The following is a 20,394-nucleotide window of genomic DNA, read 5'->3' as shown; positions in this document are numbered from 1 at the left end:
TGTGTGAGTTCCCGGCAGTGGAAAACTCAAAAGGCGTTGCGCCGCAATCCAGTTGGTCAGCGTGCTGGCGAGGCTGCCCGAGCAGCGGCGAGCACCGCGTCCGGTAGTCCCTGAGCTTGCGCCGCCGCCAGCGCCCGCTCGGTCAGACCGCCCGGCGAGGCCACCGCGCGACGCAGCGCGAGCGTGTCGTGCTCGAAGTCGGCCAAAAGAGCGGCCGTGCCGCGCAGTGTCTCGGTCGCCAGCGAAATCGCCAGATTCGCGGGGAGTCCGGCGTGGATGGCCGCATCCGCTTGGGCCTGCGCGAACATCGCGACCAGCGCGGGTCCGACACCGGCCAATGGAATCAAAGCGTCCACTTGATGTTCCGGGATTCGGACGACCGCGCCCACCCGGCCGAACAGTTCCGCTACAGCGGACTCCACCTCCGCGTCCACGCACTGGCCGGTCGGCAGCGATACGATCCCCGCGCGGACCCGGACCGGGAGATTGACCGTTACTCGCACCGCCCGTGACCGGCGGTACACCGCGTTCAGCTGTGCGGATGTCACGCCGGATAGCACCGAGACCACCACGGCCCGCGTCCCGTCGAGTTCCCGGCCCACCGCGGCCAACTGCCCCGGCTTGTGGCACAACACGATCACGTCCGCGCGGGCGGCGAGTTCGGCATTGGTCGCCACGGCGACACCGCCGGTGTCCGCGGCCAGCTCAGCCGCGCGTCCCGAGCCGTTGTCGGTGCACAGGATCGGAGTTGCCCATCCGGTTGCCAAGGCACGTGCCATATTTCCCGCACCGACCATGCCGATCGTCGCAAAGGTCGGCGCACCGTTCTTCTGGTTGTCGGTCATCGCGCGTTCCTGTCCTCGACGAGTTCGGTCAGCAGCTCTCGCACGCGTGCCGCGATGTGATCGGCCGCTTCCGAATCGTGGCCGCGCACATGCACCCAGCCGGTCAGACCACCCGCCTGTTCGGTCACCTCCAGCAGCCGCATGGTGTGAGCGCCGAGGATCGGCAGTTCGACCGGGGTCGCCTCGACGCCGTCGAGCAGCAGCGGTTCGGCGGCAGCCGGATGCACGAGGACGCAATTGGTCAGCATCGACGAGGACAGACCCAGCTCTCCGCACAGAAACTCGACCGGGATCTCCACGAACGCGGCGGCGTCGCCGAGCCGGTCGGTCTCCATCCGCAGCAACTGCCGCAGCGAATGCCCGGCGCCGATATCGACCACCGCGGGCTCGGATCGGGCGAAGGGGCCTATCACCGGCTCCCACTCCGGCCCTGGGCGGCGTAATACCTTGGTACACACCGCAATCCGGTCTCGATCGGGTTCATCGGCCGCGAGCGCGGTCGCGAAAGCGGTGCGCAATACGCCGGGCAGGTCCATGCCCAGCGACCGTGCCTCGGCCCGCAGCGGGCGAACCACGGCCCTCGGCAGCGACAGCCGTGCCGACGACACCGCGCCTGCCGCATCCGCGGGCGGATCGATCTCGCCCAGCCGGGACTGCCAGTACCGCAATGCTTTTCCCGCATCTGCTATCGGGTCCTGCGCACGGGCGAACTCGGGATAGTCGGCCGTGGGCTCCGCGCGGCCCGCTGTGCTTCGCGCATCCGAGTACAGCTCGCCGAGCTCACGTACCAGGATGTCCAGCGAAGGCTGATCGGCGACGAGACGGTGACAGCGCACCAGCAACGTGCACGCCGCTCGGGTCGGGTGTTCGTAAAGGGTCACATCGATGACCTGCCCGCGCGTAACGTCCATAGCGGTCGCACACGCCAGCACGAGTTCCGCGGCCATCTCGTCGGCGGGTGCTGTCTCGGTCTTGACCACAACGCTCGCCCGGTGCCGCACGGTCTGGCCCGGCGGCTGTCCCGGCGCGGCATCGAACGCGCAGCGCAGCACCGCATGTCTGCGCAGCAACGCAGCCACCGCACCGGCGAGCCGATCCCGGTCCGGCCGAACGTTCAGCCGGAATGCGCGCGCCACCACCGGTGGTTGCGTTTGCCATGACGCCAGATTCCACAGCCCCCGCTGCACCGCGGACAGCGGATACCGGGTTCCGGTCCGGCGTACCAGCTCATCCGTCGGCCGCGCGGCGGCCGCCCGTCCCGGCAGGTTCGCGGCGAGCAGAGCGATAGTGGGGTTGCCCAGGATGCGCTCGGTAGTGAAGTCACGGCCCAGGTCGGCAGCCAGGCGGTTCGCAATACGCGCCGCCAGCAGCGAATGGCCGCCGAGATCGAAGAAGTTGTCGTCGCGACCGATCTCCCGCACATTCAGCACGTCCGACCAGACCTCGGCAATCGCGCGCTGCACCGCGGTGCTCGGGGCGAAATCCGGTACCGCACCGTCCTCGGCGTCGGCCCGACGCCCGCCGAACACGGGCTCCGGCAAGGCGGATCGGTCCACCTTGCCCGTAGCCCCCAAGGGCAGCCGGTCCAGGAACACGTACGCCGCCGGAATCATGTGGGCCGGGAGCAGCGCCGCCAAGTGCGTCCGCAACCCGCCGCTATCGAGCGGCGCACCTGCCGTGCTCTCCGCCCGGACGACGTAGCCGACCAGGACGATCCCGTGCGTCGGGCGGCGATGACCGATGACGACCGCGGCGCGGACGGCCGGGTGACGGGTCAGCGCCAACTCGACTTCCGCTGGCTCGACACGGTGGCCGCGCAAGTTGATCTGCCGATCGCGCCGACCGAGGTACTCCAGCGACCCGTCCATGAGCAGACGTCCCAGATCCCCGGTGCGATACAGCCTCGCCCCACCCGCACTGGATGCCGACACGAACGGATCGGCGATGAACCGCGCGGCGGTGTGGCCGACCGCTCCCAGATATCCCCTGCTCACTCCTGTTCCCCCGAGGTAGATTTCGCCCACTTCGCCGCGGTCGACCGGCTGCAGCGCGCTATCGAGTAGGTGCACCGAGACGCCCGGCAGTGGCTTGCCGATCACGTCGGCGGCGACCGCCGCTGACGTGATCGTGTGCTGGGTGGCGATGAGGGTGGTCTCGGTGAGCCCGAAATGATTGACCACACGCCCGAATCGGACCAGGGCCGCCGCGTGCGCACGCAGCGGCAGGAAGCTCTCACCGCTGACCAATGTGGTCTCCAGCCGAGGCGGTTCGGCAGCGAATGTCGGCGAGGTGATCAGGCCGGTGAGCAAAGCCGGTGTGGCACTCAACAAGTGGGTAACCCCGTGCGCTCGCACCGCGGCCAGGAGCTGATCCGGATTGCGACGCACCGACTTCGAGGTGACCACCACCTTGGCCCCCACGGCGAGCGGCATCAGCGCATCCCGCAGCCACGGATCGAAGGTGAACGCCGCCACCTGCAGTACCACATGGTGTTGCCCGAGCGAGACGTACGACGCCAGCGCGGTGTGGTAGGCGGCAAGGCTGTGATGTTCTACGGCAACACCTTTCGGCCTACCTGTGGAGCCGGAGGTGAACATCACGTACGCGAGGTTCCGAGAATTGGGTGGGCCATGGAACGGCGCGTCACCCGGGAAAGATGGTTCCGATGCGTCGACGATCATCACGTCGACCCCGTCCAGGTCGGACAGTCGTGCCTGCTGCTCGGGCTCGGTAAGTACCAGGCGCACAGCGGATCCGGCCATCCACCGCCGCAACGTATCGCCGGGAAAGTCCGCGTCCAGCGGCAGATACGCGCCCCCGACGGCCCACACCGCCAGCACCGCAACGATCGCCACCGCGGGCTGCCGGACACAGATGGCCGTCACGGTCTCGGGTTCGACTCCATTGCGCCGCAACCGATCTGCCATGGCATCGACCCGATGGCCGAGCTCTCGATACGTCAGCGCGCGCCCGTCGTCGACAAGAGCGACGGCGTCGGCGAAGTTCTCGATCCCGCGCCGGATCCGATGGTACAGACTGTCCATCCTCCGAGCGTCGCATGTTCGTGCCGCCGCTATTCCCTTAGTTGGCAAGATTACTGAAATAGCTGGCGTAATAACATCATTGGACTCGACTCACCGCGGAGGGCAGGCGGATCATATGCACCCTGACGGCAGGTACGGCGATAGTTCCAACACCGTTGTGCATCGCAGGGTGCTCGAATGGTCCACTCGCACACCGGATTCGGTGGCGCTGGAGTTCGGCGACCGACGCTTCGGCTACGCCGAACTCGTCACCATCGCATGCCGTATGGCGGCAGGTCTGCGCCGTCAGGGTGTCGGGCCCGATGTCCCTGTCGGCGTTCACCTTCCGCGTAGCGAAAGGCTGGTCACGGCGCACTTGGCCGTCCTGGCCGCAGGCGGCGCCTACCTGACCCTGGATCCCGCACAACCCGATAAGGCGCTCGCCGAACAGATCGCGATCGCTGGGGTGCCCGTCGTGATCACCGACGGCGCCAGCCGCGACCGGCTGCCCGGCACCGTCCGCACGTTGCTGTACGACGACCTTGTCGCCCATCCCACCGAACCGCTCCCCGACTCCGTCGGACCGGATCACTTCGCGTGCATCATGTTCACTTCCGGCTCCACCGGAAAACCCAAGGCGGTGGCCATTCCGCACCGTGCGGTGGTCAATGTCGTCACCACCCAGAACTACATGAAGGTAGGGCCGGAACAGTGCTACCTGCTGCACACCGCTCCCACCTTCGATCCGTCGATATTCGAGACCTGGGGTGCCTTGATCAACGGCGGCAGGCTCGCGATCGCGCCGCCCGGACCGCCTTCGGTGGGCGAATTCGCCCGCCTGGTCAGTGATCACGGCGCGACGGCGACCTTTCTCACGCCCACCATGTTCCGGCTGATCCTGGAGGAACAACCGGATGCGTTGCGTCCCCTGCGCGATCTGCTGCTCGGCGGCGAGGCCATCTTCCCCGCCCACCTCGAGTTGAGCGCGCGACACCTTCCCGACACCTCGATAATCGTGGGCTACGGTCCCACCGAATCGACCGTCCTCGTCACCGCGCATGTCCAGACGAGTGCCGATCCGCTGCCTCCGGTCGTTGTCATCGGTCATGACATCACCGGCGTGCGCACCTATATCCTCGACGAGGATCTGAACCCGGTCCCCGACGGCGAACCGGGCGAATTGTGCATCACCGGAGCAGGATTGGCCTGTGGATACCTCGGCGCACCCGACCTCACCGCGGAGCGGTTCACGCCGGACCCGCACGCATCCCGCCCCGGCGACCGGCTGTACCGAACCGGGGATCGGGTGCGGGCGATCGGTTACGGCGGGATGGAATTCCTGGGTCGTATCGACAACCAACTCAAGATCCGCGGCCGCCGAATCGAACCGGCCGAAGTCGAGCAGGCGCTGGTGCACCACCCGGACGTCCTCGCCGCCTACGTGACCGCCGAACACAACGACCGCCGCGGCAAGTACCTCGCCGCGTATGTGACGCTGCGCACCGGGTCCACCGCCGAGGAGTCGGACCTCCGCGCCCACATGGCATCCACTGTCGTAGACCACCTTCGGCCCGACATCTATGTCCTGCGCACCGAAGCGTCCGTCACCGCCAACGGCAAACTCGACAGACGTCGCCTCATCGACGCCACGGCGGCGCCCACGGCACCGACCGCCGGTCCGCCCCTGCGCACAGTCGTGGTCAATGACGATGACCAATACGCGATCTGGCCCGCGCACCGACCCACGCCCACCGGCTGGACAACGGTCGGCCAGCCCGGCACCCTCGACGAGTGCAAGGCCCTCGTCCGCCGACTCTGGTCCGACATCCGCCCCTCCCGCCGACGACCCGCCGTCGAGACCTCGTAGGCGCGGCATTCACCCCCCGTGTGCCTACCGGATGTTATTCGGTACGCCATTCCGGTCGGCTGGAGCCGCGGGGCACCAGTGGCGGGTCGGGCCAGGCTGGCCGGTGACCACGGCGGGCACAGCAGAATCAGTTCCGACACGAGATCGGGGTGGCGTTCGGCCAGCGCGGTGGCGACCAGACCGCCGCGGGAGTGTCCGACGATGAGCGTCGGCGAGTCGATCAACGCCGCGGCATCGTCCGCATCGAACTCGATCGATTCGGTCGATTCCAACTGCACCGCAACGATATTCGCGCTCGCCTCGAGCAAGGGCACGACCCGGTCCCAGACTCGGTAGGAGCCGCCGAGGCCGTGGATCAGCATGATCGATGGCGCGACGGGGATTCCCGCGATCATCGCCCCGGCGCTCATGCGGTGACCGCCACGGGTGCGCGACGGTGCAGTAGATGCTGGGTGGGGTCGAAATGCATTGTGCGGCGGCGGAAGTCGATTGTGGAGCCCGGCCAGATGTTGGTGTTGCGCCCGTCTTCGTTGAGGTACCAGCTGGTGCAGCCGCCCGCGGTCCACACGGTGCCCGCATCGAGACGCTCGACCTCCTCGGTGAACGCATGCTGCGCGGCGGCGGTGGGTTCGACAGCGGCCAGGTCGTGGTCGCGGGCGTAGCTGACCGCGTCGGCGATGTAATTGGTCACGGACCTGTGCCTCGAGGTGGCGGCGGGCGCCGCGTTCGGGCAGTTTCATCAGCGCCGGATTGCGGAAGCCGACTACCTGCCACTCGCGCCGCAGATACAGGCTCAACCGTTCCAGCTGCTGCACAACGGGCACCGTGCGGTACAGCAGGCGGCTGAACCCGCTGATCTGGTGGTCGTGGCGGGGTACCACCCACGCCGGGGTGCGCTGGAAGACGGTCAGGTGCGCGACGTCTGGCTGGATCGCCGGGACGAACTGCACCGCCGAGGGTCCGGTGCCGATCACCGCGACACGTTTGCCGGTCAGGTCGTAGTCGCGCGCGGCCGTGGAATTGCTCGAGGAAAGCGGGGCGACCGAGTTGTCCCTGCAAGCCGCGGCCCGGCGCGCCGGTGTGTCCACCGCTGCGCCCTACCGGCATTTCGCCGACCGCAACGCCTTGCTGTCCGCGGTAGCCGCCGTCGGATATCGCGAACTCGCCGCACATCTGGCCGCGGCACATCCCTCGCCGACGAAGGCCGAGGACCTCGCCGCGATCGCGGTCGCCTACGTCCAGTTCGCGCTCGAGCGGCCCGGGCTGTTCCGGGTGATGTTCGCCGACCCCTGCGATCCGAGCAGCCCCGAACGGGTGGCCGCCACGGCCGCGATCGCCGAGTACGTCAAATCCATTGTGCAGCAGGCTTTTCCCGCTGCCGGCCCAGAAGCGATGGCCACCGCGGTGTGGGCACTTGTGCACGGTCTTGCCTTCCTACACCTCGACGGCAAGTACGACACCTCCTCCCCACAGGTCGTCGCCGATCGGGTTCGCGCGGCGGTGTACGCGACACTCGGCGCCTCCAGCGCGGTAGCGGCACTGCCGCAGCCCTGATTCGCTGCCGCGACAGCAGGCGCCGCTCACCCACGCAGTTGCGAAACCAGCAGGTGCGCCAGCTTTTCCGAGGACTGCGGGTTCTGGCCGGTGTAGAGATTGCGGTCGGTCACCACGAACGGCCGCAGGGGCATGCCCTTCAGGTAGTCGACTCCGGCCTCCTTCAGTTTGTCCTCCAATCGCCAGGGCGCCTTTCGGGCAAACCAGTTCAATCGCTCTTCCCGGTTCGACAACCCGGTCATCCGGTAGCCCGCAAACGCCGAACTGCCATCCGGATTCGTCGCCGCCAGGATCGCCGCCGGTGCGTGGCACAGCAGCGCCAGCGGCTTACCCGAGGCGAGCCGATGCCTCAGCAGCTCACCCGAAACCTCGTCGTAGGCAAGGTCTTCCATCGGACCGTGACCGCCGGGATAGAACACCACATCGAACTCGTCGACATCGACCTCATCCAATGGTCGCGGAGCGCTCAGCGCGGCGCCGATGCTGTCCAGGTAGTTCTTGATCGCACGTCGTTTCTTCGGCATCCCACCGGCAAAACCCAGACTCAGCTCATCGAGAGTGGGCGGCTTACCGCCCGGTGTGGCGATCGTGATGTCCCATCCGGCCTCGCTGAAGATCCGATGCGGAACCGCCAACTCCTCCGCCCAATACCCGGAGGGGTGGACGGTGCCGTCGTTGAGCGTCCAGCGATCTGCCGCCGAGACCACGAAAAGAACCTTTGTCATGTTTGCTCCGCCTCCTTGCGCGTTCACCCTTCGATGCTTGATTGTCACTGTATGACAAGATTGTCACACAAAGACACATTTGGCAGCGTACGTCACATCTGGCATTGTATGCTTTCACCATGGCAGTAGCGGACATCGGCGGTTTGCGGGCCCGCGCGCGCGAGGCATTGAAGGAATCCCTGGCCGAAACGGCGATCGAGCTGTTCGACGAGCGCGGGTATGACCAGGTCACGGTCAACGACATCGCAGCGGCCGCCGAAATCTCCACGCGCAGTTTCTTCCGCTACTTCCCCAGCAAGGAAGACGTCGTCTTCGGAAGCCGAATACCCACTGCCGAGGAGGTCCGCGCAGCATTCGTCGCCAAGCTCGGCGACGCCGATATCTGGTCGGCCCTGCACGCGACCTTCCGCGAGGGCGCCACCTGGATGGAGGAGGACGCCGCCAGCTGGAAACGCATCATGCGCGTGATCACCCACACCGGCGAATTGCGGGCGAAGAATCTCGAAAAGCACCTCGCCTGGTCCGCGGCGCTCTCCCCGGAAGTTGCCCGCTGTCTCGAGACTCACGACGGGACCGCCGACCTCGAGGCACGCGCAATGGTCAGCGCTGCCTTGGGATGCTTCGAGGTCGCGCTATCGCAGTGGGCCGACAGTGCGGATGCCCGACCGCTTCCCGAAATCATCGATCGCGTCTTCACGTTCATCCGGATTCGACCGCCCCACGATTGAGAGCGCTGTGCGGAAACGAACTCGGCTTTCGGCTATCGGTCTCGTGCTCGTGCTGCTGTGGGGCGAGTGGGAGAACTGGCGCGCTTCCCGCAGGCTCGTCGGAGCGGCCACGGGCGGCTCCGAGGCCGTTGTGGTTCTCGGCTATCGCAATGCGGGCACCCGCGCGAACCTCATGAACCGGTGGCGTGTGCGAGCCGGTCTGCGGTCCATCGACCCGAACGCGCTCAGCAGTCGTCTCGTACTCTGCGGAGGCGCATGCGCGGGCCTGCACACCGAGGCCGCCCTGATGGCCCACTACGCCACGGAGATCTGCGGGTACCGCGGCGAACTCGTCCTGGAAGACCAGAGCCGGACAACGTGGGAAAATATCGGTTTCACAATCCCACAGCTGAAAGACTTCGATCGAATCAAGATCGTCTCGCTGCCCCTCCACGCCGCAAAGGGGCGGCGATACCTCGCCCAGCAGTCCCCGGAGCTGGCCTCGCGTCTGGTGCGGGGAGCGGAATACCGGTTCGGTGAGTGGATGGCGGCAAAGCCACTGGTGGCCGTCCACGGCCTGTGGCAGGACGCGCGCGACCGCGTACGGTGACCGCCGAGGTCACGGAAACCGCGACAACCTTTGGCCTTCCGGGTGACTCGCCGATGAATTCCTGCGCCAACCCGCTGTGCGGCGGCGGCAATCGGGGCAAACTCTTAACCGGCTCGATCCCCTTTTTTCGAAACAGTGCAAGGCCGCCCGCCTAGATTCGACGCGGCGGATCCGCCCTCGATTAAGGAGACAAACCTATGTCCACTCGTGACTCCGCTTGGCCACAGGGCACACCGTGTTGGGTCGACTGTCAGGTCGACGACACCGACAAGGCCCGCGAGTTCTACGCCAATCTCTTCGGCTGGGAGATCCAGGACAGCCCGGCCGAAGCGGGCGGCTATCTGATGGCGCTGCGCAACGGCAAGCCCGCTGCGGGTATCGGCCCGAAGCCCGAGGGTATGCCGATGCCGTCGGCGTGGACCACCTACTTTGCCGCGGACAGTGCCGACGATATCGCCGGTAAGGTCACCGCGGCGGGTGGGCAGGTGTTCATGCCGCCGTTCGATGTCATGGACGTCGGGCGGATGTTCGTCGCCGCCGATCCCGCGGGTGGCGTATTCGGCGTGTGGGAAGCCAAGGCGCATACCGGCGCTGGCGTCTACAACGAACACGGCACTTACTGCTGGAACGAACTGCACACCCGCGGCTACCAGGCCGCACAGGACTTCTACCGCAAGGTGTACGGCTGGAGCTACGCCGAGATCGGCGACGGGGACCAGTTCATCTACTCCACCTTCACCACGCCGGGCGGCGCCGACAGCGTCGGCGGCCTGATGGATTCCAGCAAGGAGCCCGGCGAGGGTATGAGCTACTGGCTCACCTGGTTCCAGTACGACGATGTAGACGCAGCCATCAAACGCGCCACCGAACTCGGCGCCACGGTCATGATGGGTCCCCAGGACAGCCCCTTCGGCCGCATGGGGGTGCTGAAGGCGCCACAGGGAGAGGTATTCGGCGTCATCGACACCAACGTCACCGTCGGCGAGCCGCCCACCGGGTCCTAGCTTCGCCTCGGCGGATCCGCCACTCAACTGGCGGATCCGCCAACGGCACCGACACACCAACCGCGCTACGGATGGCTGCGCTATCAGGTCGACCCGACCGACTGGGCGGCGGACCGAAATGCGCATCTCCGCTTGCGACCAGCGTCATACTTTGGTCGTATGAACAGCACTGACAGTCGTTCGATACTGTCCCGTATCTCACCAACGCAATGGGTTGCCCTCGCAGTCACGGTCATGGCGGTGATCTTCGTCGCCGAGAACCGTAACAAGGTCTCCATCGAATTCCTTTTGATCACTATTCGCTCACCGCTGTGGCTGATCCTGCTGATAATGTTCGCGGTCGGATGGGTCACCGGCGTAATGACCATGCGCCGCCGCCACTCGCGGTAGTCATTCTGCCCAGAATCGGATGCTGATGTGGGTGAGCGACGTGATCGAAATGAATCCGACCGGCTAGCCGATTGATCGTCGACACCTTCGGCCAAGCCGCCGCGGCGCTTCGTGCCATCACCGACACGGGAGCGCGTATCCCCCAGGACATTTCGGTCGTCGGCTTCGACGGCGACCGCACCAACACCTACGGCCAGCTGGTCCTCACCACGGTGCAGCAGCCCATCGACACAATCGCACGCGCGGCCCTCAACGCAGTGCTGAGTACGGACATCGCTGCCGACGCCAGCCCCGTGGCCATCGATGTCCAGCTCGATGTCGGGGAGACGTGCGGCTGTAGGCCGTCGATGTCCTAGAGCGGTCTCGATCAGTTCGCGCAGGCGGCCGGACCGGTCATGAGTCGGCGTTCGCGATGCTCCTGTGGTCAGGATCGAATAGGAGCGGCCGGAGCATTGTTCTAATGAACGCACACGGAGAATTCGACGATCGGCTGGGCATACAACCATGGGAGATGTGATGACCACACTGGCACAGGCGGCTGAGCTGGCTCGTGATGAGAACGGGCTCGCCGTCGTCTCCACCCTCCGGCCCGACGACACCATCCACTCCACCCTGGTCAATGTCGGACTGCTGGCTCATCCCCTGTCGGGCCAGCCGGTCCTGGGCTTCGTTACCTACGGCAAGGTGAAACTCGCCAATCTACGTGTCCGACCGCAGGTGACCACCACCTTCAGGCAAGGCTGGGCATGGGCAACGGTCGAGGGCCGGGCCCACATCGTCGGTCCCGACGATCCGCAGCCATGGATCGACGCCGAAGGGCTGCGCCTGCTGCTGCGCAATGTGTTCACCGCTGCCGGCGGTAAGCACGACGACTGGGACGAATACGACCGCGTGATGGCGGCGGAGCGTCGCGCCGCGGTCCTCATCGAACCGAGTCGGGTCTACAGCAACTAGCACTTCCCGGCGAAAAGGGTTGATCGCCTGGGCGAACGGGTGCGGGGCCTCCTGCGGGACATTGTGGCCGATGCCGTCGAGGATGCGGTGTTCGTATGGGCCGGTGAATTTGACGCGGTAGGGTTTTCCATCCTTGGCCGCGCCGTCGAAATCGCTACCGATGGTGATGGCGGGTCCGGTGGCGAGTTGTTGTTCGTAGACGTCGTATTGTGACTCACCCGGCGCCGAGCTCAACCGCCACCGATCGGTGTCGGTAGACCGTGCAACTGCCGATATTACCGGCTCGCGTCACCGGGCGGCAGCAGTGCCGCCAGATCGCTGCGCGAACTGATCCCGAGCTTCGGGAAGATGCGATGCAGATGGGTGCTGACGGTCCGATGCGACAGATAGAGCCGTTGCCCGATCTCCCGATTGGTCAGTCCCTGCGCCGCCAGGTGCGCGATGCTCAGCTCGTGCGGGGTTAGCCGTTCTCGGGCGTCCGGGCTGCGGTCCGGGCTCGATTCGCCCGCACTGCGCAGTTCCAGGCGTGCCCGTTCGCTCCAGGCCACAAAGCCCAGGGCGTCGAAAGTCTCTCTGGCCGTGCGCAAATGGGTCCGGGATTCGACAACTCGGCGCTGTCGCCGTAGCCATTCGCCGTAGGCCAGGTGCAGCCGGCCACGTTCGGCCGGCCAGCCGGTGAGGTCGGCCGCCAGCGCGGCGCCGAACCGCTCCTCGGCCGCGTCGGTGGCGAGTACGGCCTGCGTGTACCGCATTCCGATGTGCAGGGCGGGTGACGGTGTGGACGCCGCCGCCGATTCCAGTCCGTGCAGCAGTTCCCGCAGGGCGTCGACCTGTCCGGCGCGCACCGCGGCCTCGGCGAGTTCGGTGAGGAAATACGCGCGCAGCGCCGGTGAATGGGACGGATCACGCGGATCGTGGATCCGGCTCAGATCGGCGAAGGCGTCGTCGAACCGGCCTTCGCCGAGCGCGGTGAGCCCGCGCGCGAGCTGGACGGTGGCCAGCACGGGGCGCGCACCGGAGGCCAGCCCGATCCGCTCGGCCTCCGCCGTGAGCGCGATGGCGTGCGGGTAATCCCCGCGGAGCGCGGCGATTTCGGCTTGGACGGCGGTGGCCAGTCCGTGCATGAACGGCTGGCCGGTCTCGCGCGCGAAGGCCGCGGCCTCGGCCGCAATGGGCGTCGCGGTGGCGAGATCACCGAGCCGGGCCAGACTCCAGGCGTGGACCGTGAGTGCGCGGGGCAGCAGCCCCAGCCGCCCAGCAGCGCGCAGTCCGGGTGCAGCGGCGTTGGAGAAGTGGGCGGCGAGGTCGAAGGCGCCCACTTGGAGTGCCGCGCTGCCCAGGAACCGGTCCACTTCCGGATCGCGTCCGGTGGTCGAGGCCAAGGCGTGCAGGTGGCCGAGGACGCGGTCGCCGCGTTCGAAGGGAGCCACGTATGCGTCGACCGCGACCAGGCGGGGGTCACTGCCGGGGATGGGGAGTGCGTCGGCGACGGCGAGCAGCGCGCGGCGGGTGTCGGGTCCGGGTTCGGACCAGAAGCACCGCATGGCCGCGCCCCACAGGATCCGCATCGCGGCATCGGTGTGCCCGTCGACGGCGACGGATGCCGCCAGGTCGGCCAGTTCGCCTATGCGCGATGGGTTTTCGCGTATTCCGTCGTCGAATCCGCTGAGCAGCCAGTGCGCGGTGCTCTCCTGTCGCGGTGTCAGGGATAGCGTGCGCGCGGTGTGCACCAGTCGTTCGGCGGTGTCGCGGCGGCCGGAGTCGACGGCCAGTTCGGCCGCCCGTAGCAGCCGGTCCGCACGCCGCACCGAACTGTCGCTCAGCGCCGCGGCCTGCTCCAGCGCCGCGACCGCGCCCCCGCGGTGTCGCGCCCGTTCGGCGGCGTCCTCGAGTTCGATGGCGACCTGTTCGTCGGGGACCGATGCGCCCGCCGCACGATGCCATACCTGGCGATCCGGCAGCCCGCCGAGTATCTCGGCCAGCGCGCGGTGGGTGCGGTGGCGCTGCTCGATCGTCGCTGTGGCAGCGAGCGCCGACCGCACCAGCGGATGCCGGAAGGTCACAGTGCCGGAACCGATTCCGATCAACCGTGCCTGCATCGCGGGCGTGAGGATCTCGGGCTCGACGGTGCAGCCCAGCAGAATGCTTGTGGCAGCGAGTGTTTCGGCGAGCGAGTCGCTGTCGTTGAGCGCCACGACCAGCAACGCGTCACGGCTCCGCGCGGGCAACGCGGCGCACCGCGCGGAGAACGCGCGTTCGAGGCGTTCGGTCAACGGCAGGGCAGTGGCGAGTTCGGTGCGATCCGTGACGGCCGTGGGTAGTTCGGTCAGTGCGAGCGGATTCCCCTGGGCCTCGGCGAGTACGCGGCGGCGGATCGGCGCGGGCAGTTCCGGTGCCGTGTTGTCGAGCAGCACCGTCGCGTCGTCGTCGGACAGTGGACCGATTCTCATGGCGGTCAGTCCCGCGTCGCAGAGCGGCATGTCGCCGTCTCGAAGGGTGGCAAGTACAGCCACGGGTTCGGTGTCGATGCGGCGGGCGAGGAAGGCGAGCACATCGGCGCTGGCGGCATCGAGCCAGTGCACATCTTCGGCGACGATCAGCAGCGGCTGCTCGGCCGCCGCATCGGTCAGCAATGTGAGTGCGCCGAGCCCCACGAGGTACGGACTCGGATCGCCGATGGTGTCCGATACGCCCAAAGCGGTCGCCAGCGCGTCCGATTGGCGCACGGGCAGGGCATATATCCCGCGGCGGAGGGGATACAGCAGCCGATGCAGTCCGGCGTAGGCGAGGTTCTGTTCGGCTTCCACCCCGGCGGTCCGCAGCACCCGCAATCCCGCGACGGCCGCGGCCGCCACCGTCTCGTCGACGAGCGCCGACTTACCGATACCCGGTTCCCCTTCGATCAGAATTCCGCTCCGATCGCCGGGGCCGTCCACGAGCGCGCCCAGGTCTTTCAGCTCGGTGTCTCGGCCGATCAGTGGCATGGTGGGGTATCCCTTCTCCGGGTCCCGCGCGACATGCGGACCCCGCCGCGACCCTACCGAAACTGGAATACGCGACATCCCGTCGTTCGATGCGGTGGAATCCGAGACCGGACGTATCGGCGGGTTTCACCTGCGCCAGCATCGTCACGGTTGCCTCTACCGCGCGAGAAAGTGCCAGCCGACCCATGCCCATATGAGCACAGCGGCAATCCTCGCCACCCGAGTGCGCGTGAGGTACGCGATCGTTTCCCCCACGGGCGCAATCAGATCCCGGCGCACATGCGTGACCACGACCACGCCGAGCGTGACCATTAGCACCAGCACGAACCCGATGATGACGATCACTCGATCGCTCATCTCGACACCAGCCACCAGCCGACACCCAGCCACACCAGCCATCCGGCGAACCGCAGCGGCCCGTGCTCGAGTGCCGGATCGAGCAGCGTCGACAAGGTCGGGTGTACCTCGCTCGGCCGGGTCCGATCCGGTTGCCGCACAAAGGCATAGACCTCCCATGCCGACGCCCAGACCAGCAGCATCGACCAGACGGCCACTCCGCGCCGCAGCCCGGCGGTGCGTGGAATCTGCTCGGACCCCGCCCGGAAAGCCAGTACCAAAACCACAACCATCGCCGCCACCACGAGCACGGTTGCCGACCAACTGAACGGTCGGGTGGCGGCTCCCCCCGCAGCCAGCACCACACCGACGGCCAACAGCACCATCCGCCGCCGGAATGGGCGCGCTGGGCGCGCCAGTTGCTCTGTCACATGGGCAGAATAGGCCTCTGAACACCGGATTCGGGAATGTATCGATGCCTGATCCGGCACACCGCAATGTCGACCCGCCAATCTCGCCGCGCCCGCACACTCGCTCGAGACCTGACGTACGCAACCATGCCTACAGCCGGAGGCGCGATTGCTGCCGATCCGACCAGACCGTGGAAGACGTCGTCCAGGCCGCCATTTTCCGGTCGGTGGGTCGGCCCCCGGGCGGAGGCGCGCGCCGCATCCTCTGTGTCAGTCGCTGAGTTGGTATGTCGCGAGGATGCCCTTGTGGTCGCTGCCCCACTGCGCTGGCGAGGCGAGGAAATTGTCCTGGGTTGATTCCGGCAATCGGGTACCGCGCACGATGGACGCGCGCGGGCCGATGATGCCGACGCCGGACAGGCGCAGCGCGGCACCACGGGCGAAGATGTAGTCGACGCGGTCGCGTTCGTCGGCCTCAGGAGCCCAGGCGAGCTCGGAAACATCCACATCGACGTTGTCCGAGGGCCAGGTGAGTCCGGGATGGGTGGCCGGATCCGGGTACATCGATCGGTAGGCATCGATGAAACCAGCTTGATGCAGGCGTCGAGTGGTCTCCCACGCCGACACCACACCGTTGTGGTCGAACGAGTTCGCTGTGGCAGACGTCCAATCCAGCAGGGACGGCTCGTTCAGGTCGCCACCCATGATGACCGAAGCCCCAGCGGCGATCTCGGCTTTCGCATCGGCGAGAAAGTTGCTGATGACCGCGGGGCGGCCCGAGGCCGTGTTGATGCGCTGGATTGCGGCAGGGTCGGTCACCGGACCGCCCGGCAGCTTGTTCCACTCGTGTTCGGCGAACTCGCCCGGCGCCGGGGCCCCTGGTCCGTACCCTCGAGCCAGGTTGGAGGCATACCAGCGGTACTCGAGATGCGCGGAGTAGACGGTGAGGCGCTTTCCGTCGATATCCAACCGCGCCTTGACCATCCATTGCAGATCGGCGCTGTCCTGGACCGGAAACACCGACAGAATTCCCGTGTCGTGCGAGGGCACCGCGTTGAACTCGCGCCCCCGCCGCGCCAGTTCGGCCGCGACGGCCGTGGTCGCTTCGGTTGCCTCCGAGAGCAGCACAATCGAGGCCTGTGTCGAGATGACGAGATCGGCGATCAGCTGAATACCACTGGCGATCTTGCTGCCGCTGTGCCACGTGTTCAATGCCAGCACCCGGATCTCTCGTGCCGCGGGTGCAGCATCGGCAACCGACATCACCGAACCAGCCGCGAGCGCTGCGTCCGCCTCTGCCGACCCCAACCCATCATCGCGTCGCCTCATCAACCCATCATGGCCTCCATCGGTTCACGCCGACGGCGCGGTGGGACGGGCTCGGAACGTCGAGCCGTCGGGAACGCCGAGTCGCCGTAGCAGCAGCGTCGACGGGCACCATCCCACAGCGCTGTAGAGCAGCAGGTTCGCGCCGATGAACCCGGTGAATATCAGCCACCAAGGCGAGACCACCGCGGCCAGTAGCGTGCTGATCAGCACAAAAGTGCCCGCAAGCAACGGTACGAGTCGCGGGATGGACCAGCCCTGGTGTCGAGGTAGTTTCGCCATTCGAATTCATCCAATCATGTTCTATACCTGCGATTTTCGGTCAGGCGATGGCCTGGAACAGTTCCTCGATTTCGGCTGCGGTCATCGGTTCCCAGCCGTCCCACTGAATTATACCCCTAGGGGTATCCATGGGCCCGGCTCCGGACCGGGCCCATGGATGTGATTTCACATTTCCCTGCGCCCGCCGCGAAGGTCCGACGAGCCCCGTGTGACGCAAGCTCGGTCGAGCGAACCCGTAGCGGCAGCGCTAGGGACGTCCGCCGACCCCACGTGAGGTCGGCGAACCGCCAGGTTCCGTTCCACCACAGCTCACATAGATGACCGTTCGTGGTTTGCCCGGTGGCCCTGAACGGTATGTGTTGAATATTGTCGCCGGGGTGTACCAACCGGACGGTTGACCATCCGGAACAGGAATTGGCACCATGACGAATCTCCTCGGTCGTTGTTTGCCCCTATCGACACCCCCGAGTGGCTCGAGGTTGGCATGCGCGCGTCGTTGTCACACGGGTAGTGCATTCGGCGGATCATTGAACTGTGGGATCACAATCCGAAATACCGCCTCGACGCCGTCGAATTTACCGTGTCACCAGCCTCGGGCACCCCGAGGTCAGCCGCACGCGTAAGGCCGTACGACGCGCTAAGAAGTTCCTCACCTGGGACGGATGGCTAAAACTTGGGGCCATCGCTGGCGCGATCGGTGTTCTCGCCGGCCTCTTCTTCAGCGTCCAGTCACTACTTGCCAACAGCAAGCAGTACCGCATAGCTGAACGGGCGGAGTTCACCACAACATTCGGCAAGGCGATAGAACAGATAGGAAGCATCAACCTTGACACACGCCTCGGCGGAATCTATCTGCTGGAAAGACTCGCCCAGGATTCAGTTCGGGATCGCCCGACAATTCTCCACATACTGAGCGCTTACGTCCGGGAGCACACAGCTCGACTCGACGTCTGCAACACAGAGTTCAGCACCGCATACCCGCCCACTGATGTGCAAGCTGTGCTCACTGTCATCGGTCGACGCAGCGGCGACGATCCCGTCGACCTATCGAGCACATGCCTGACAGGGGCGAACTGGACAAACGCAAAGCTCGTCAATGTAAATCTCGACTTCGCCATATTGCCATATTCAAGATTCAACAATGCGACCTTCGATAGACATGGCATCAGAGGCGCAAATTTCTATCGAAGCCAATTTGCATACGCCGACCTCGAGGGGTCGACCATCGAGTACTCAACACTCGAGAAGGCTAGCCTGGATGGCGCAAACCTTAATGGGGCACGCTTCTCCGACGACGTCATGAGTGGCTGCGACCTATCGCGGGCAAGCTTGGTTCGTGGACGCATTATCGAATCTGACATCAGCAATTGCAACCTGCTTCGTACGAATTTAAAGGATGCCGAACTTCGCAACTCGAACCTAAAAGGAACCCGCTTCGATTGGCCAAAACCTCCCGCACCGGCACTCAATCTTTCCACAGCAAAATTTGACAACGTTCAATACGACGCCACCACCATATGGCCAAGTGGCTTCCAACCTCCTCCGCACCAATCCTGAGCCGCCCTTGGATATTGGTGGTTACGTGCGGCGGGTTCAGCGCCGACCGATCACCCTGCGGGGCAGCGAGTTCGGTCTCGCTCAGTGCGCCCGGCTGCCCGGTCGCGATCGAGCAGATGGATCCGCTGCCCGCGGAGGTCGCCGCGATGGCCGAACAGGACGACGCGGGCTCGGACGGGTCTTGCAGACCATCCGCACGCGTCTTTCCCGAATACGCGGATCGATCGCGGAACGGTGTCGGTTGTGCGACGGATCGGTGGAGATTCCGCTCATTGTTGCCCCAGCAAGCGCGTAGCTACCACATGCTGGCGGACAGAGGTCGGCCCTGCTGCACCCAGCGAAGGGAGATACGTGGTGGCATTGGGACGTCGTCGGCTACTGATCGGCTTCGCCGGTGCGGGTGGCCTCGCCCTGGCCGGATGCGGGCTGGAACCCGCGCCCCCCAAACCCGCCACACTCCGATTCGATCCCCCACCCGGCACCCACGACGTCGATGCGCGCACCCTCGGCACGGTCACCGTCACCGACGGGACGCTGCGGTCGGTCGAATGGATCGATGAAACGGGCAGATCACTGCCGGGCACACCGGCCCCCGATCATCGAACCTGGACCAGCGCCGAACCACTCGGCTACGGACACACCTACACCGCGAAAGCCGTGGCGCAGGGCGAAACCGGCGACGTCACCGCGACGACAACCTGCACCACGGTACAGCCGCAACAGCTCATCGACGTCTCCCTGCGCTCGGCCAATCTCGTCGACCTGGCCGAAAACGACACCTACGGAGTAGGTTTCGTGCTCGTCGCACATTTCGACGAACCCGTCGACCGGGCGGCCGCGGAAACCCACCTGAAGGTCACCACCGAGCCCGCCGTCACCGGTGCCTGGTACTGGCTCGACGATCAGAATGCACACTGGCGGCCGGAGCACTATTACGCGCCTGGAACCAGGATCACCATCGAGTCCGAACTCTTCGGACTCGCGCTCGGCGACGGCCGCTACGGCCTGCGCAACCAACAGGTGTCGGTGATCATCGGCCCCGCACACGTCGCGATCGCCGACGACGACACCAAACAGATCCAGGTCTTCGAAAACGGAAACCTGGTGCGCACCATGCCCACATCGATGGGCAAGGGCGGCACCGCGGTCGTCGGTGGCAGATACCTGTCGTTCTGGACCCGCCCCGGCATCTACACCGTGCTGGACCGAAACAACCCGGTGATCATGGACTCCGCCAGCTACGGCCTGCCGACCAGCTCCGGTGGCTACCGCACGAGCATCAACCACGCGGTCCGCATCAGCCACGACGGCATCTTCGTGCACGAACTGGCCGCAACCATGTGGGCTCAAGGCAACACCAACGTCTCACACGGCTGCCTGAACATCTCCCCCAACGATGCCGCATGGTTCTACGACTTCGTCATCCCCGGGGACGTCGTCGAGGTCCGCAACACCGGCGGCGACCCCCTCGACATCTGGCAGAACGGCGACTGGAGCGTCCCCTGGGCCGACTGGATTCGCGGCGGCACCCACACGTGAAACCAAAAGACAGGTCACCGGTCTCCATCTCGGTGACCTGCCCCAGGTACGCTCACACATCGCCTGATCGGTCTTGCGCGGCCTGCCCGGCTCCATTTCGCGTCCACGCAGCATGCACCGAAACCTGTTATCAGCCGACCGCGCTCCCGCAATCTCATTGACGTTCAGCAAAATGTCAGCTACTGACATCGGCATGGCCGTCATACCGCGAGGCCACACCGCAGTAGAGCAGCCGAACTTCACAGCGAAAGGGAAATATCCCATGCAGCGATCCACCCTCT

Annotated in this window: 19 protein-coding genes and 2 pseudogenes; 10 read left to right on the top strand and 11 right to left on the bottom strand. The window is 66.1% G+C overall.

All coding sequences use genetic code 11. The features are described from left to right. Positions 1–56: 56 nt before the first annotated feature. Both ABZW16_RS07455 and ABZW16_RS07450 read right to left on the bottom strand, forming a co-directional pair. Complete coding sequence (locus ABZW16_RS07455; RefSeq protein ID WP_354953238.1) at positions 57–845, bottom strand: pyrroline-5-carboxylate reductase dimerization domain-containing protein; 789 nt, start codon at positions 843–845, stop codon at positions 57–59. Further along, positions 842–3,889 carry an amino acid adenylation domain-containing protein gene (locus tag ABZW16_RS07450; protein ID WP_354953236.1) on the bottom strand — a complete coding sequence of 1,016 codons (3,048 nt, stop codon included), beginning with the start codon at positions 3,887–3,889 and terminating at the stop codon, positions 842–844. The genes ABZW16_RS07455 and ABZW16_RS07450 overlap by 4 nt, the downstream gene beginning before the upstream one ends. Between ABZW16_RS07450 and ABZW16_RS07445 the strand changes: the two genes are divergently transcribed. Continuing rightward, on the top strand, positions 3,771–5,735 hold the full coding sequence (locus ABZW16_RS07445) for an amino acid adenylation domain-containing protein (RefSeq protein WP_354953234.1): 1,965 nt from the start codon (positions 3,771–3,773) through the stop codon (positions 5,733–5,735). The two genes, ABZW16_RS07450 and ABZW16_RS07445, sit on opposite strands and share 119 nt — an antisense overlap. Here ABZW16_RS07445 and ABZW16_RS07440 read toward each other — a convergent pair. Together ABZW16_RS07440 and ABZW16_RS07435 are read right to left on the bottom strand one after the other, a co-directional pair. After that, positions 5,678–6,097: pseudogene (locus tag ABZW16_RS07440) on the bottom strand (alpha/beta hydrolase); the annotation flags it as partial. The gene ABZW16_RS07445 and the pseudogene ABZW16_RS07440 sit on opposite strands and share 58 nt — an antisense overlap. Before the next feature lie 44 nt (positions 6,098–6,141). Next, on the bottom strand, positions 6,142–6,426 hold the full coding sequence (locus tag ABZW16_RS07435; RefSeq protein WP_354953232.1) for a hypothetical protein: 285 nt from the start codon (positions 6,424–6,426) through the stop codon (positions 6,142–6,144). 323 nt (positions 6,427–6,749) lie between these two features. Here ABZW16_RS07435 and ABZW16_RS07430 point away from each other — a divergent pair, with 323 nt between their 5' ends. Beyond that, complete coding sequence (locus ABZW16_RS07430) at positions 6,750–7,289, top strand: TetR/AcrR family transcriptional regulator (RefSeq protein WP_354953231.1); 540 nt, start codon at positions 6,750–6,752, stop codon at positions 7,287–7,289. A 26-nt stretch (positions 7,290–7,315) separates the two neighbouring features. Here ABZW16_RS07430 and ABZW16_RS07425 read toward each other — a convergent pair whose 3' ends face one another. Then, the gene (locus ABZW16_RS07425; RefSeq protein ID WP_354953229.1) at positions 7,316–8,014 is read right to left on the bottom strand and encodes a type 1 glutamine amidotransferase domain-containing protein; all 699 of its coding nucleotides are present in this window, start codon (positions 8,012–8,014) and stop codon (positions 7,316–7,318) included. A 119-nt stretch (positions 8,015–8,133) separates the two neighbouring features. Between ABZW16_RS07425 and ABZW16_RS07420 the strand changes: the two genes are divergently transcribed. The 6 genes from ABZW16_RS07420 (at position 8,134) to ABZW16_RS07395 (ending at position 11,679) form a co-directional block, all read left to right on the top strand. After that, positions 8,134–8,742 (top strand): TetR family transcriptional regulator, encoded by a 609-nt coding sequence (locus tag ABZW16_RS07420; protein WP_354953227.1) that lies wholly within the window; start codon positions 8,134–8,136, stop codon positions 8,740–8,742. Between the two features lie 7 nt (positions 8,743–8,749). Beyond that, positions 8,750–9,331, top strand: coding sequence for a YdcF family protein (locus tag ABZW16_RS07415; RefSeq protein ID WP_354953225.1), 582 nt, complete (start codon positions 8,750–8,752; stop codon positions 9,329–9,331). A 197-nt stretch (positions 9,332–9,528) separates the two neighbouring features. Continuing rightward, positions 9,529–10,335, top strand: coding sequence for a VOC family protein (locus ABZW16_RS07410; RefSeq protein WP_354953224.1), 807 nt, complete (start codon positions 9,529–9,531; stop codon positions 10,333–10,335). Positions 10,336–10,494: 159 nt separating this feature from the next. Further along, positions 10,495–10,725, top strand: a complete 231-nt coding sequence (locus ABZW16_RS07405; protein WP_354953222.1) for a hypothetical protein — start codon at positions 10,495–10,497, stop codon at positions 10,723–10,725. A 71-nt stretch (positions 10,726–10,796) separates the two neighbouring features. Further along, entirely contained in the window at positions 10,797–11,081 is a 285-nt protein-coding gene (locus ABZW16_RS07400) for a substrate-binding domain-containing protein (RefSeq protein WP_354953220.1), read from the top strand. Positions 11,082–11,241: 160 nt separating this feature from the next. Beyond that, a complete protein-coding gene (locus ABZW16_RS07395) occupies positions 11,242–11,679 on the top strand; it encodes a TIGR03618 family F420-dependent PPOX class oxidoreductase (protein WP_354953218.1) in 438 nt (145 codons plus the stop codon). Positions 11,680–11,700: 21 nt separating this feature from the next. On the opposite strand, the pseudogene ABZW16_RS07390 reads toward ABZW16_RS07395, so the two are convergent. The 6 genes and pseudogenes from ABZW16_RS07390 to ABZW16_RS07365 form a co-directional block, all read right to left on the bottom strand. Next, positions 11,701–11,922, bottom strand: a pseudogene (locus ABZW16_RS07390) (alpha/beta hydrolase); the annotation flags it as partial. 32 nt (positions 11,923–11,954) lie between these two features. Then, positions 11,955–14,663, bottom strand: a complete 2,709-nt coding sequence (locus ABZW16_RS07385; RefSeq protein ID WP_354953216.1) for an AAA family ATPase — start codon at positions 14,661–14,663, stop codon at positions 11,955–11,957. 156 nt (positions 14,664–14,819) lie between these two features. Further along, positions 14,820–15,008 carry a DUF6186 family protein gene (locus tag ABZW16_RS07380; protein WP_354953214.1) on the bottom strand — a complete coding sequence of 63 codons (189 nt, stop codon included), beginning with the start codon at positions 15,006–15,008 and terminating at the stop codon, positions 14,820–14,822. A gap of 8 nt (positions 15,009–15,016) precedes the next feature. Then, on the bottom strand, positions 15,017–15,430 hold the full coding sequence (locus ABZW16_RS07375; protein WP_354953213.1) for a hypothetical protein: 414 nt from the start codon (positions 15,428–15,430) through the stop codon (positions 15,017–15,019). Positions 15,431–15,679: 249 nt separating this feature from the next. Next, positions 15,680–16,738, bottom strand: coding sequence for an endonuclease/exonuclease/phosphatase family protein (locus ABZW16_RS07370; RefSeq protein ID WP_354953211.1), 1,059 nt, complete (start codon positions 16,736–16,738; stop codon positions 15,680–15,682). 24 nt (positions 16,739–16,762) lie between these two features. Continuing rightward, positions 16,763–17,017: a DUF2892 domain-containing protein gene (locus ABZW16_RS07365; protein ID WP_354953209.1), complete on the bottom strand. Its 255-nt coding sequence runs from the start codon at positions 17,015–17,017 to the stop codon at positions 16,763–16,765. 534 nt (positions 17,018–17,551) lie between these two features. On the opposite strand from ABZW16_RS07365, the gene ABZW16_RS07360 reads away from it, so the two are divergent. After that, a complete protein-coding gene (locus ABZW16_RS07360) occupies positions 17,552–18,574 on the top strand; it encodes a pentapeptide repeat-containing protein (RefSeq protein WP_354953207.1) in 1,023 nt (340 codons plus the stop codon). Positions 18,575–18,928: 354 nt separating this feature from the next. Continuing rightward, positions 18,929–20,113, top strand: a complete 1,185-nt coding sequence (locus ABZW16_RS07355) for an Ig-like domain-containing protein (RefSeq protein ID WP_354953205.1) — start codon at positions 18,929–18,931, stop codon at positions 20,111–20,113. Positions 20,114–20,394 lie beyond the last annotated feature (281 nt).

The sequence above is a fragment of the Nocardia sp. NPDC004604 genome, assembly GCF_040609795.1.
Taxonomy (GTDB): domain Bacteria; phylum Actinomycetota; class Actinomycetes; order Mycobacteriales; family Mycobacteriaceae; genus Nocardia.
Note: the sequence above shows the minus strand (reverse complement) of the source record. Positions and strands in the feature narration are given on the sequence as shown.